At 68.1% G+C, this 13,021-nt stretch carries 11 protein-coding genes; 5 read left to right on the top strand and 6 right to left on the bottom strand.

The features are described from left to right. Positions 1 to 49 precede the first annotated feature (49 nt). On the top strand, positions 50 to 1,885 hold the full coding sequence (locus VGV37_RS18840; protein ID WP_326881281.1) for a potassium/proton antiporter: 1,836 nt from the start codon (positions 50 to 52) through the stop codon (positions 1,883 to 1,885). 13 nt (positions 1,886 to 1,898) lie between these two features. Here VGV37_RS18840 and VGV37_RS18835 read toward each other — a convergent pair whose 3' ends face one another. Next, positions 1,899 to 2,411: a hypothetical protein gene (locus tag VGV37_RS18835; protein ID WP_326881280.1), complete on the bottom strand. Its 513-nt coding sequence runs from the start codon at positions 2,409 to 2,411 to the stop codon at positions 1,899 to 1,901. A gap of 261 nt (positions 2,412 to 2,672) precedes the next feature. Here VGV37_RS18835 and VGV37_RS18830 point away from each other — a divergent pair, with 261 nt between their 5' ends. Further along, entirely contained in the window at positions 2,673 to 3,632 is a 960-nt protein-coding gene (locus tag VGV37_RS18830) for a homoserine kinase (protein WP_326881418.1), read from the top strand. Then, positions 3,622 to 4,098, top strand: coding sequence for a ribonuclease HI (rnhA, locus tag VGV37_RS18825; protein WP_326881279.1), 477 nt, complete (start codon positions 3,622 to 3,624; stop codon positions 4,096 to 4,098). The genes VGV37_RS18830 and rnhA overlap by 11 nt, the downstream gene beginning before the upstream one ends. A 44-nt stretch (positions 4,099 to 4,142) precedes the next feature. Here the strand turns inward: rnhA and VGV37_RS18820 are convergent, their stop codons facing one another. Together VGV37_RS18820 and VGV37_RS18815 are read right to left on the bottom strand one after the other, a co-directional pair. Continuing rightward, entirely contained in the window at positions 4,143 to 4,622 is a 480-nt protein-coding gene (locus VGV37_RS18820) for a peroxiredoxin (RefSeq protein ID WP_326881278.1), read from the bottom strand. 86 nt (positions 4,623 to 4,708) lie between these two features. Beyond that, positions 4,709 to 6,799 (bottom strand): protein-disulfide reductase DsbD family protein, encoded by a 2,091-nt coding sequence (locus tag VGV37_RS18815; protein ID WP_326881277.1) that lies wholly within the window; start codon positions 6,797 to 6,799, stop codon positions 4,709 to 4,711. A 112-nt stretch (positions 6,800 to 6,911) separates the two neighbouring features. Here VGV37_RS18815 and VGV37_RS18810 point away from each other — a divergent pair, with 112 nt between their 5' ends. After that, positions 6,912 to 7,523, top strand: coding sequence for a YqgE/AlgH family protein (locus VGV37_RS18810; protein WP_326881276.1), 612 nt, complete (start codon positions 6,912 to 6,914; stop codon positions 7,521 to 7,523). 143 nt (positions 7,524 to 7,666) lie between these two features. Continuing rightward, positions 7,667 to 9,568 (top strand): PAS domain S-box protein, encoded by a 1,902-nt coding sequence (locus VGV37_RS18805; RefSeq protein ID WP_326881275.1) that lies wholly within the window; start codon positions 7,667 to 7,669, stop codon positions 9,566 to 9,568. Between the two features lie 46 nt (positions 9,569 to 9,614). Here VGV37_RS18805 and VGV37_RS18800 read toward each other — a convergent pair whose 3' ends face one another. The 3 genes from VGV37_RS18800 to thrC are packed head-to-tail and all read right to left on the bottom strand — an operon-like array spanning position 9,615 to position 12,976. Continuing rightward, complete coding sequence (locus VGV37_RS18800) at positions 9,615 to 10,244, bottom strand: GNAT family protein (RefSeq protein ID WP_326881274.1); 630 nt, start codon at positions 10,242 to 10,244, stop codon at positions 9,615 to 9,617. A 57-nt stretch (positions 10,245 to 10,301) separates the two neighbouring features. Beyond that, a complete protein-coding gene (locus VGV37_RS18795) occupies positions 10,302 to 11,561 on the bottom strand; it encodes a pitrilysin family protein (protein WP_326881273.1) in 1,260 nt (419 codons plus the stop codon). Further along, positions 11,558 to 12,976 (bottom strand): threonine synthase, encoded by a 1,419-nt coding sequence (gene thrC, locus VGV37_RS18790; protein ID WP_326881272.1) that lies wholly within the window; start codon positions 12,974 to 12,976, stop codon positions 11,558 to 11,560. Before thrC ends, VGV37_RS18795 begins: the two co-directional genes overlap by 4 nt. Positions 12,977 to 13,021: the final 45 nt, after the last annotated feature.

The following is a 13,021-nucleotide window of genomic DNA, read 5'->3' as shown; positions in this document are numbered from 1 at the left end:
GAATCGCTTTCGTAATATCCTTGCAGACAAAGGATTTTCGGAGAAAAGCATGGAGCAGGCCCATCAGCTCGTGTTCATCGGATCGCTGCTGCTGCTGGCCGGCATCGTCGCCGGCATGCTGTCGAGCCGCGTCGGTGCGCCCTTGCTGCTGGCCTTCCTGGCGCTGGGCATGGTCGCGGGCGTCGACGGGCTGGGCCTGCATTTCACCTCGACCGGCACCGCCTACCTGATCGGCAGCGCCGCCCTCGCCATCATCCTGTTCGACGGCGGCCTGCATACGCGCCGACGCGTGTTCAAGCTGGCGCTCGGGCCGTCGGTCGTGCTGGCCAGCGTCGGCGTCGCGGTCACGGCGACGATCGCCGGGGCGGCCGCCGTGTTCCTGCTCGATCTCGGCTGGACCCAGGGGCTGTTGATCGGCGCAATCGTGTCCTCGACCGATGCCGCCGCCGTGTTCCTGCTGCTGCATCAGCGCGGCCGCGACATCAGCGAGCGTGTGGCCGCCACGCTGGAGACCGAGGCCGGTTTCAACGATCCGTTCGCCGTATTCCTGACCACCACGCTCGTGGCCCTGGCCGCCGGTCACGATGGCCAGCCGTTCGCGGCATTGCTGCTGTCACTTGCGCGCCAGGCGCTGTTGGGCGCCGCCATCGGCGTGGCCGGCGGTATGTTGCTGGTCCAGTTGGTCAATCGTCTGACCTTGGCCGGCGGCCTGCAACCGATCCTGGCGATGGCGGCGGCGCTATGCCTGTTCGCCGGGACCCAGCTGCTCGAAGGCTCCGGCTTTCTCGCCGTCTACCTGGCCGGGCTGATCGCCGGCAACAGCCGGCTGAAATCGAGCCAGACCATCCTGCGCTTCCACGAGGGCATGGCGTGGCTGAGCCAGCTCATCCTGTTCATCATGCTGGGCCTGCTGGTAACACCCCATCATCTGTTGCCCCAGGCGCCGGCAGCCCTCGGCGTGGCACTGGTGCTGATCCTGGTGGCCCGGCCGGTCGCCGTCTGGATCTGCCTGACACCGTTCCGCTTCAGCGTGCAGGAACGCCTGTTCGTCGCCTGGGTCGGCTTGCGCGGCGCCGTGCCGATCTTTCTGGCCATGATTCCGACTCTGGCCGGCCTGCCTCAGTCGGAGACCTATTTCCACGTGGCCTTCCTGGTCGTGCTCGCCTCGCTGGTGCTGCAGGGCTGGACCGTGGCGCCGGCCGCGCGCTGGCTGAGGCTGGAGATGCCGAGCGACAAGGGCCACGGCCAGCGGCTGGACCTGGAGATCGCGGCTGCCGGCTCGCGCGAGATCTCGGCCTATCGCGTGCCGACCGGGGCGCCCGCGCTCGATCGCTCGTTCGAGCAACTGCCCCTGCCGCGCCGCACCCGGCTGATCGCGGTGCTCCGCGACGGCGTCGTGATGAACCGCGCCCAGCTCGACCGGTTGCAGCCGAACGACGTGGTGCTGGCGCTGACCCCGCCCGAGACGACCGCCATGCTGGATCGCCTGTTCGCGGAGCGGAGCGGGCCGCTCGCCGAATCGGCGCTCGGCGATTTCGTGCTCGATCCCAGCGTGCCGATGGCGACCTTCGTCGACCTCTACGGCCTGCCGGCCACGCTCGGCGACCGTGCCAAGCCCGTGGGCACGTTCCTGCGCCAGCGCCTGGGCCGGCGTCCGGCGATCGGCGACCGGGTGCATCTGGGGCTGGTCGACCTGATCGTCCGCACGCTCGATGGCGATCGGATCACCGAAATCGGCGTCGTGCTGGAGCCGGAGCGCGATCCGCTCGACGGGCTCAGCATCCGTCGGCGCCTGAAGCGGTGGGCCGGCGGTGCCCGGCGCGCGGCCCGGCGACGCGGCTTCGGCGCCACGAAGCCGCAAGCGGACGATCAGGAGACGGGCTGAACCCCAGGCGGGATCAGTGGCCGCCGCGATTGTACGACAGCTCTTCCTGGCTCAGCTGGAAGCCGACCTCGACCCGATATTTGCCGGCCTGGTGATAGTCTTTGAGCGGGATGCGCTGGTCGATGGTTTCGACCGAACCGCGGCTCTGCTGGCCGGCGGCGAACGCGATCGGGGCCGGGAAGACCTTCTTGGCGACGATCGTGCCGGCCGGATCGAGGATCGCCACGAAATAGGCGAAGTCGGCATTGCGATCGGTCATCGCCGGCCCGGCGTGGGCGACCAGCGAAACGTTCATACTGACCGTGATGCCTTCCTTGTCGAACGAGCAGTCGCCCTTGAGGTCGCTGAGCCGCGCGGAGACCGCCAGGCTGGCGAAATCGGTACCCTGGCCGCGGAAATGCGAGACGGTCGCCAGATCGTCGGGAATGCCGACGACGGGGCATTTGCCATCGTCATAGGTTCCCTTGAACCAGCTGCAGCCGGAAAGCGCGCCGCCGACGGCGAGGATCAGCGCGAGGGGCGCCATGCGACGCCGGAGCGTGCGACGGAAGGAAGACTGAACGGGCATGGATGACCTAGATCGCGTTGGGCCGTCGTTGGGACGCAGCCGGACGGTGCGAGACGCACCCTGGAGAACGGGCGGGATTGTAGGGGGCGGCGCCGGTCCGCACAAGTCCACCGGCTGGTACCACCGGATAGCCCTTGTTCACCAGGCCCTTGATGCCGTTGAATGGCGCCCCTCACCCGGACCCGATCCGGCGACCCGTTCTGGAGCCCCGCGCGCACGATGGCCGTCTATACCGATGTCTCCGACGGGGAACTCACCCAATTCGTCGCCGAATATGACCTGGGCGCGGTCCTGTCCTGCAAAGGCATCGCGGAGGGGGTGGAAAATTCCAACTACCTGATCCAGACCGAGCAGGCGAGCTTCATCCTGACGCTGTACGAGAAGCGGGTGAAGGAGGCGGACCTGCCGTTCTTCCTGGGCCTGATGGAGCATCTGGCTGCCCGCGGCTTCGTCTGCCCGACGCCGATCAAGGCGCGCGACGGGGTCGCCTTGCGCCGCCTGTGCGGCCGCCCGGCCGTGCTCATCAGCTTCCTCGAAGGGCTGTGGCCGCGCACGGTCGAGCCGTTCCACTGCACCGGCATCGGCGATGCGCTGGCACGGTTCCACCTGGCCGGCGCCGACTTCCCGATGCGGCGGCCAAACGACCTGTCGCTGCCCGGCTGGCGGCGCCTGGTCGAGGCGACGCGCGAGCGGGCCGACGAGGTGGCACCTGGCCTCGCCCAGGAACTGGCCGACGAGCTGGCTGCGATCGAGGCCGCCTGGCCCCAGGACCTGCCGACCGGCGTCTGCCATGCCGACCTGTTCCCCGACAACGTGTTCTTTCGCGACGAGACGGTGTCGGGGGTCATCGATTTCTATTTCGCCTGCACCGAGTTCCTGGCCTACGACTTGGCGATCTGCCTCAACGCCTGGAGCTTCGACGACGAGGCCCGGTTCAACCCGGCCAAGGCCGCGGCCCTGGTTCAGGCCTATCAGGCGCGCCGGCCCTTGAGCGACGCCGAACGCCACGCATTGCCGATCCTCGCCCGCGGCAGCGCGCTTCGCTTTTTGCTGACGAGGCTCTATGACTGGCTCAATCAGCAGCCGGGCGCCCTGGTCCGGCCCAAGGACCCGCGCGAATACCTGCAGAAATTGCGGTTCCACCGCACCATCAGCCACGCGGAAGACTATGGACTCTAGCGAATTGCCGACCATCGAGATCTTCACCGACGGGGCGTGCAGCGGCAACCCGGGACCCGGCGGCTGGGGTGCCATCCTACGCTATGGCGAGACCGAAAAGGAACTGCACGGCGGCGAGATGCCGACGACCAACAACCGGATGGAGATGACGGCCGCGGTGCAGGCGCTGAGCGCGCTGAAGCGCCCGGCCCTGGTCAAGCTTCATACGGACAGCCAGTACCTGAAGGACGGCATCACGCGCTTCATCCACGGCTGGAAACGCAACGGCTGGAAGACCGCCGACAAGAAGCCGGTCAAGAACATCGACCTGTGGCTGGCGCTGGAAGAGGCGCTGAAAGGCCACCAGATCGAATGGATCTGGGTCAAGGGCCATGCCGGCCATCCGGAGAACGAACGGGCCGACGCGCTCGCCCGCCTGGGCGTGGTCGAAGCGCGCGCCGCGGCACTGGCGAAGGCCGCCCTCTGACACCCGCCATTCCCGCTTGCGCGGGAATGGCGGGATGAACCGTCTTAGAGTGCCGCCAGGATGGTCTCGGCGGTCGAGACCTCGAACGCGCCCGGCTTCTCGACGTTCAGTACTTTCACCACGCCGTCTTCGAGCAGCATGGCATAGCGCTGCGAGCGGGTGCCCATGCCATAGCCGGTGAAATCGGCATCGAGCCCGACCGCCTTGGTGAAATCGGCATTGCCGTCGGCCAGCATCAGGACCTTGTCCTCGGCCTTCTGGTCCTTGCCCCAGGCACCCATGACGAACGCGTCATTGACCGACAGGCAGGCGATCAGTTCGACGCCCTTGGCCTTCAGCGCATCGAAACTATTCACGAAACCGGGTACGTGCTTGGCCGAGCAGGTCGGCGTGAACGCGCCCGGCAGGGCGAACAGCACGGCTTTCTTGCCGGCGAACAGCTCGTCCGACAGCGCCTCTTTCGGGCCGTCGGCGGTCATGTGCTTCAGCTTCACCGACGGGATCTTCTCACCGACCTTGATCATGGCTCGCGGGTCCTTGTTCGTTTGGGATGGGGGAATGAAAATGCTCGGCCGCGACCATAGCCGCGCCGGACGACAAAATCACGCTCTCAGGATTTGGCGACGCCCTTCGCCTTCGCGAGCGCCGCTTCGACCGCGGTGCTGGTCAGGACTTCCGACAAGGGCAGGCCGTCCGGCGCACCCGGACCATAGACCACGTTGAACGGAATGCCGTAGCGGCCATAATGCTTCAGGAAATCGGTGATCGCCGGGTCGGGTCGGGTCCAGTCAGCGCGCATGGCGACCACGCCGGCCGCACCGAGCGAAGCCTTTACGTCGGGCTTGTCCAGCACCAGCCGCTCGTTGACCTGGCAGGTCAGGCACCAGCTCGCCGTCACGTCGACGAACACGACCTGCCCCTTGGCGACCGCCGGCGCGATCGCGGCCTGGTCGAAGCGCGCCCAGCCGGCGCCGAGCGCGGCCGCGTCCCCGGTCCGGGCCAGGAAGGCGGGCGGCGCCAGCATCCCGAGCAGCAGGATGGCGGAAACCGGCGCGAACCCGCGGCCGAGGCGGGGAACCCGATGGCCGAAAGCCAGCGCGGCCGTCGCCGCGATGCCGAGAACCGCGACGGCGCCGGCCGCGACGGTGCCCGCCTGCTCGCGCAGCACCCAGACCAGCCACACCGCCGTGCCGGCCAGCAGCAGGCCCAGGATCCGGCGCAAGGTCACCATCCACGAGCCCGGTCGCGGCAGGAAGCGGGCGAGCGCCGGTAGTGCGGCCACGACCAGATAGGGCAGCGCCAGGCCGATGCCCAGGCAGGCGAAGATCAGGAAGATGTCGGCCGGTCCGCCGGCCAGCGCGAAGCCCACCGCCGTGCCGAGGAAGGGCGCCGAACAGGGCGTCGCCAGCAAGGTAGCGAAGGCGCCCGACAAGAAGCTGCCGGCGAGCGAGGATCCGCCGCCCTGCAGCCGTCCGGCCAGCCACCAGGGCAGCTGGATCTCGAACCAGCCCATCAGGTTGCAGGCAAACAGGGTGACGAGGGCTGCGAGCGCCGCCAGGAAGACCGGTTCCTGAAACTGCACGCCCCAGCCGATCGACAGGCCGGCCGATTTGGCCGTGACGAGCGCCGCCGCCATGACCAGGAACGACGACAGAATGCCCACCGCCGTCGCGAGGAAGCTCGCCCGCGCCCGCTGCCGCCCCTGCCCCGCCTCGCCGACCAGTGCCAGCAGCTTGATCGACAGCACCGGCAGGACGCAGGGCATGAAGTTCAGGATGAAGCCGCCGAGCACCGCCACCGCCATCACCGCCAACAGATCGGCCGCGCTGCCGCCGTCGGCGAGGGGCGCCACGACCAGGGTGACGGTCGCTGCGCGGGGCGCATCGGCCGGTGCCGACCGGTCGATCACCGTGATGGTCAGCGGGGCGCCGACCAGCTTCGCCAACCCATCGGCGCCGTCGAGCGCCGACAGCACCAGATGGGTCTCCAACCCGCCGGCCGCCATGGTCGGCGGCCCGAACACGACCGGTGACGCGCCCTCGACGATCGCGTCGGGCTGGCCCATGGGGGGCGTCGTCCGCAGCGTGAGATCGAGCCGCGCCGCTTTGCCCGTGCCCCCGGCCGAGGCTGCTTCGAGCGTCAGCCCGCCCGTGCTGCCGTCGCCCGGAACGCGGGCCTGGAACTGGTCGATCAACTCGCCATAGGGCCCCGGTCCTTCAAGCCCCGCGGGCACGGTCAGGTCGAGCGTCACGTTGTTCGGGACGCACAGCTCGCGGCAGGTCAGGAAATCGACGGCGGCGCTCAGATGGACCGGCTCGCCCGGATGGGGCACGGCGACCGCTACCGGCAGCACCACCTCGCCTTCGTAGCCGAAGGTTTCGAGGCCGGACAGCTCGAACCGCTCCGGCACCGGCCAGGCGAACTCACCGACCTCCGCGTTTTCCGTCCCGGTCCAATCGGCCGTCGGCGGCAGGCCGGCATCGCCCGGCGAGCGCCAGTAGATCTTCCAGTGCGGTTCGAGCCGGAATGCCAGGCCCAGGCGCAGCGCACCGTCCCTGGTCGGCGCTACGACGAGGCGGACGGCGCCCTGCTCGGTGCGCGCCCAGTCGGAGGCGTAGTCCTCGGCACGGGCCTGGCCGTGAGCAAGCGGGCAGAGAGCGAGGAGAGCGGCGAGCCGGAGCAGCCAGGACCTTGGGAACATGATGATCTTCTTGTACCGCAACGGCGCCCAAGTCCAGGTTCAACTTGTCGCGACCAGCCCGTGCCGGGCGTTGCCGCTTGCGGGCGACCGGGTGCAGCGCTATCTGTGAAACATGCGACGCGCGACGATCCCTTCGACGACCATACCGACCGGCTCCGAAGCGCCCGGGTCCGGCTACCTGACCGGGCAGTTGCTGATCGCCATGCCGCAGATGCGCGACATCCGCTTCCACCGCTCGGTCATCTACATCTGCGCGCACACGCCCGACGGCGCCATGGGCCTGGTCGTCAACAAGACGCTCGACAGCCTGACCGTGCCCGAACTGATGGAGCATCTGTCGGTCGATACCGAAAGCGAACTGGAACCGACCAAGGTGCATTTCGGCGGCCCGGTCGAGACCGCGCGCGGCTTCGTGCTGCACAGCTGCGACTATGTCGAGGAAGGCACCCTGGTCGTGGGTCACGATCTGGCCCTGACCGCGACGCTCGACATCCTGCGCGCCATCGGCAAGGGCAGCGGTCCGCGCCAGACCTTGCTGGCACTGGGCTATGCCGGCTGGGGGCCCGGCCAGCTCGACATCGAGATCCAGGCGAACAGCTGGCTCCACGCGCCGGCCGACGAAACCATCGTGTTCGACCAGGTGCACGATACCAAATGGGACCGCGCCATCGGCCGCCTGGGTATCGATGCCCGCATGCTGTCGACCGAGGCCGGACACGCCTGAGGCGAGCGCGAGGGTAACGACAGCCTTGCGCTGAGGGACGGAACGCCTATTCTCAGAAGCAGTTGGCGGCATGAGCGGCAGATTGCCGCAGCACTCACCGTTCCTGCCGACCGGAATTCTCGCCGTGGTCCGAAAGAATCGAAATGGCTGACAAAGCCTTGCCGGACAAAGAGCTTCTATCGATTCTCCAGGCTTTCGTCGGGAAAGCGAAAGAGACGATCCTCATTACCGACGCGGACTTGAACGTGCCAGGCGGGCCGATGATCCTGCACGCCAACGACGCGGTCGAAAGCTCCTCCGGCTATACCGCCCGCGACCTGATCGGACAGCGCCTGGGCATTCTCTATCCGGCCGAATCCCTGCCGGGCCTGATCGCGCAATTGCGCGACGCCGCCCAATCCGGCCAGCCGATCCAGATCGAGGCGCTGGCGACGTCCAAGGCGGGGAAGCCGCACTGGATGGAAGTCAGCACCATCGCCATCCTGTCCCCCGCCGGGGTCATCACCCATTTCGTCCGCATGGGACGCGACGTCACCGCCCGCAAGCGGGCCGAGAGCGAGCGCGAGACGACACAGCGCCTGCTGGCCTCGGTCTTCGGCGTGCTCGATCAGGCCTTGGGCGTGATCGACGACCACGGCCGTTTCGCCATGGTGAATACTGCCGTCACCCGACAGTTCGGCTGGAGCGTGTTCGATCTGATCGGCAAGCCGTACACCGAGATCATCGACCCGGCGGAGCGGCCGACGGTCGAGCGTCAATTGGCGACCGGCGACGAGATGACCTGCCGCATGTCGGTTCGGCTGCGTCATCGCAAGGGCGACCTGCTGCCAGGCGAGATCGTGGTGACGACCATCCCGCAGCCGGACGGTCGCCCCTATCGCGTGATGATGGTGACCCAGCGCGCCGACATGCCGGTCGACAAGAGCTTCGAGCAGGCGGTGCGCAAAGCGCTGCAGGGGGTCGGCAAATCGGGCACCGTCGTCGCCGGCAAGGTCCAGCTCGTCGGGCTGGCCGAGGTGCGAGCCGCCCTCGGCGATCGCTGGCCGGCCGTTGCGGACCGGTCGTTCCAGGCCGCCGAAAACATCCTGCGCAAGCATCTGGGCGACACGGACGTGTTCAGCCGTACGGCCGACGACGGATTCCTCGTCTGTTTTGCCGAACTCGACGAATCGGAAGCGCAGTTCAAAGCGCGCACGATCGGCAACGAGATCCGGGAAAAGCTGGTCGGCGAATTCCCGGAAATGGCCGGGACCGACGTCACCAGCTTCGCCACCACGATCCAGGTCGACGCCGACGACATGATGCCGGAAAACGCCATCGTCAATGCGCTGGAGGCCCGGCTGACGCGCGAGCGCAAGCGGTTGGAAGACGCCGCGATCAAGGCGATGCGCGCGAAGCTGACGACGGCCGAAGTCTGGTTTCAGATCGTCAGGACCGATACGAACCACGCCGCACCGATCGTGCTGACGCGCCTGCCGGCCGATATCGAGGATGCGCAATCGACCCTGCTGGCGCTCGGCCGCTCAGAATATGTGCCGCAGACCGAATTGCTGCTGCTGACCGGAGCCGCGGAACGGGTCCTCGCCGAATTGAAGCAGGACCGCACCGACCTGATCCTGACGCCGGTGCGCCTGGCCACGCTCACGCACCGCCGCGACGCGGAGCATTGGCTGCAAGTCGCCCGTACGTTGGGCGGCCCGGGCAAGAAGCGGTTGGTCGTGGAGATCCGGGAGCTGGGCCGCGACACGGCGCGGGCACGGCTGACCGACGTCACCATGATGGTTTCGTCGCTGTTCCGAGCCGTCGCGTTCGAACTGCCGACGACCGACCCGGCGTTCATCGCTCATCTGCCGATAACCGCCCCGCTGGTGACGATCGAAGCCCGGCTGCTGGGCGACAATGCCACCGTGCCCGTCACCCGGCTGCTCAAGACGCTGCTGCCCCGGCGCTGCCGGCTGATCGTCAAGAACGTCGCCTCGTCGACGCTGGCTGTCACGCTCGCCAAGGCGGGCGTGCCGCTGATCGCGACCAACACCCCGGACTGACGCGCCGTCACCGGACCGTCGCCGAGGTGCAGCGGTCGGATCGCCCTCAGGCCTCGATGCCGCCGGTCGGCAGGCGGCCCGCGCGCCATTCCTCGCGCAATTGGGCATAGAGCACATGGTCTTGCCAGACGCCATCGATGCACAGGTATTTCCGCGCATAGCCTTCTTCGCGGAAGCCGGACTTGGTCAGCAGGCCGCGGCTGGGCGCATTGGTCGGCAGGCAGGCTGCCTCGATCCGGTGCAGGCGCAGCCGCTCGAACGTGAAGACCATCATGAGCCGCAGCGCCTCGGTCATGTAGCCCTTGCGCGCGAAGCGCTGGCCGGTCCAATAGCCGAGGCTCGCCGTCTCCGCCACGCCACGGCGCACGTTCGACAAGCCGATACCGCCCACGAGCTCGCCATCGACATTGTCGAACACGAAGAAGGCGTAGCCCTCGTCGTCGCGCCAGTCGAGCGCATAGCGCGCGAGCCGGCGGCGGAACGCGGCCTTGCCGACCGCATCGTCGGTCCAGGCTGGTTCCCAGGGCTGCAGGAACGCACGGGAGGCGGCACGCAGCTCGCTCCAGGCGACCCAGTCGGCCCGGTCGGGCGGCCGGAGATGGACCCGCCCGCCATCGAGCCGCACCGACGGCGGCTGCACCGCGAAGAAGCCGGCGAGGCGCGGCACGTCCGGCATGTCAGCCCGCCACCCGAGGGCGACGGAGGCCGCTGCAGAAGGCCATCGCCCGCTCGCTCATGCCTTGAGACGATCGACGATCCGGTCGAAGCTCTCGACCTTGGCGATCGGCCCCAGCGCGGTGAAGGTGGGTGCGCCGGCGAAGATGCGTCGCGCCAGGCGTTGCACCGCGTCCAGGTCGACCTCGTCGATCTTGCGCACCAGCTCCTGGGTCTCGATCGGCCGGCCATAGATCAGCAGCTGGCTTGCTACATGCTCGCAGCGCGCCGACGTGCTTTCCAGGCCCATCAGGATGCTGGCCTTCAGCTGTGCACGGGCGCGGGCGACTTCCTCCTCGGTCAGGGTCGCGGTCGACTTGACGATCTCGTCGCACAGCACCGGCATCAGTTCCCCGACCTCGTCCTCGCCGGTGCCGGCATAGACGCCGAAGATCCCACCGTCGGCGTAGGACGAGGCGAAGGAATAGACCGTGTAGACGAGGCCGCGCTTTTCGCGGATCTCCTGGAACAGGCGCGAGGACATGCCGCCGCCGAGCACCGTCGACAAGGTGGAGGCGACGTAATAGTCGTCGTCGGTGTAGGAGACGCCCGGAAAGCCCAGCACCAGGTGGACCTGCTCCAGGTCCTTCTCCTCGCGCAGGTCGCCGCCCTGGTAACGTGCGCCCTCGACCGCCTCGCCCCGATAGGCCGGCAGTGCCGTGAAAGCCTCGCCGGCGAGTGCCACCAGCCGGTCGTGATCGACGGCGCCGGCCGCCGACAGCACCATGCGGTCGGCGGCATAATGCCGGTTCATGTAGCCGGCGACCGCGTCGCGGCCGATCGTCTTGATGATCTCCGCCTCGCCCAGCACCGGCCGACCCATGGACTGGTCGGGATAGGCCCGTTCCTGGAACTTGTCGAAGATCACGTCGTCGGGCGTGTCCGCCGCCTGGCCGATCTCCTGGATGATGACCGTGCGCTCGCGCTCCAGCTCGTCCGCATCGAAGGTCGAATGCTGCAGGATGTCCGACAGGATATCGACGCCCAGCGGCACGTCCTCCTTCAGCACCTTGGCGTAGAAGGCGGTCTGCTCGCGCGAGGTATAGGCGTTCAGATGACCGCCGACGTTCTCGATCTCCTCGGCGATGGCCCGGGCCGAGCGCCGCTCCGTGCCCTTGAACGCCATATGCTCCAGGAGATGAGCGACGCCGTTGATCTCGGCCGGCTCGTTGCGCGTGCCAACGTCGACCCAGACGCCCAGCGACACCGTTTCGACCCAGGGCATGTCCTCGGACACGATACGCAGGCCATTGGCGAGCGTGGTGATCCTGGCGCTCATGCCCGGGCCTCGTCGGCGCCGGTGACGTTGGCGGCGACATAGGCCTCGATGGCGGCCAGATCGTTCGCGATCGGCGTCTCGCGCTCCGTCCGGGTCATGAGGTCGGCCAGATGGGCCGGCAGTGCCGGATAGAGCCCGGTCGCCTCATCGACCACGTCGGGGAACTTGGCCGGATGCGCGCAGGCAAGTGCCACGCGCGGCGTGCCGTCCCGCAATCCCTTGGCGCGCGAGGCGGCAACGGCAATGGCACTGTGGGGATCGAGCAACTCGCCGGTCTCGCGATGGATCTGGGCGATCATGGCGCGCGTCTCGTCGTCGCCGACCCGATGGGCGCGGATGAGTTCGCGGGTCGCGGCCCAGGTCTCGGGGCTGGCCGGCAGATTGCCGGTCCTGCGGAAGGCGGCCATGGCATCGGCCAGCGCCGCGCCGTCGCGGCCGGAAACCTCGAACAGCAGCCGTTCGAAATTGCTCGACACCTGGATGTCCATGCTGGGGCTGAGGCTCGGTTCGACCGAACTGATGCGCATCTCGCCCGTTTCGATGAAGCGATAGAGGATATCATTGCGGTTCGTGCCGATGACAAGCTCCGCGATCGGCAGGCCCATCTTGCGGGCGATATGGCCGGCATAGACGTTGCCGAAATTGCCGGTCGGCACCGCGAACGAGATCGGCACGTCGGGTGCGCCCAGCGCCACGGCGGCGGCGAAGTAATAGACGACCTGGGCGGCGATGCGCGCCCAGTTGATCGAATTTACCGCCGACAGCCGGTGCCGCTCGCGGAACGGCACGTCGGCGAACATCGCCTTCACCAGGTCCTGGCAATCGTCGAAGCTGCCCTCGACCGCGAGCGTCCGCACGTTCGGCGCCTGGACCGTGGTCATCTGGCGCCGCTGGACTGCGGAGGTGCGGCCGTGGGGATAGAGGATGAAGATGTCGAGATTGTCGCGATCCCGGCAGGCCTCGATGGCGGCCGAGCCGGTGTCGCCCGAGGTGGCGCCGACGATGGTCGCCCGCTCGCCGCGCCGCGCCAGCACGGCATCGAACAGGCGGCCCAGCACCTGCAGCGCGTAATCCTTGAACGCGATCGTCGGCCCGTGGAACAGCTCGAGCAGGAACTCGGCCTGGCCCAGCTGCTTCAAGGGCGCCACTGCCCGATGGTCGAAGCCGGCATAGGCGTCCTCGAGGATGCCCAGCAACTCGTCGCGATGGAACGCGTCGCCGACGAAGGGCGTCAGGATCTCGGCCGCCAGTTCCGGATAACGCAGCGACCGGAACCGGCGGATCTCCGCTGCCGAGAACACGGGGATTTCGGTCGGCACGTAGAGGCCGCCATCCGGCGCCAAGCCGGCGATCAGGACGTCTTCGAAGCCGAGCGTCGGCGTGCCGGCGGTCTGGCGAGTGCTGATATAGCGCAAAGGCAGGGTTCCAAACGAAAACGGGGTGTGATGAAATCCTACCGT

This window comes from Aliidongia sp. (assembly GCF_035943795.1).
Classification (GTDB): Bacteria; Pseudomonadota; Alphaproteobacteria; order ATCC43930; family CGMCC-115725; genus Aliidongia.
The sequence above is the reverse complement of the archived record's forward strand: the minus strand, read 5'-3'. Positions and strand labels throughout refer to the sequence as shown.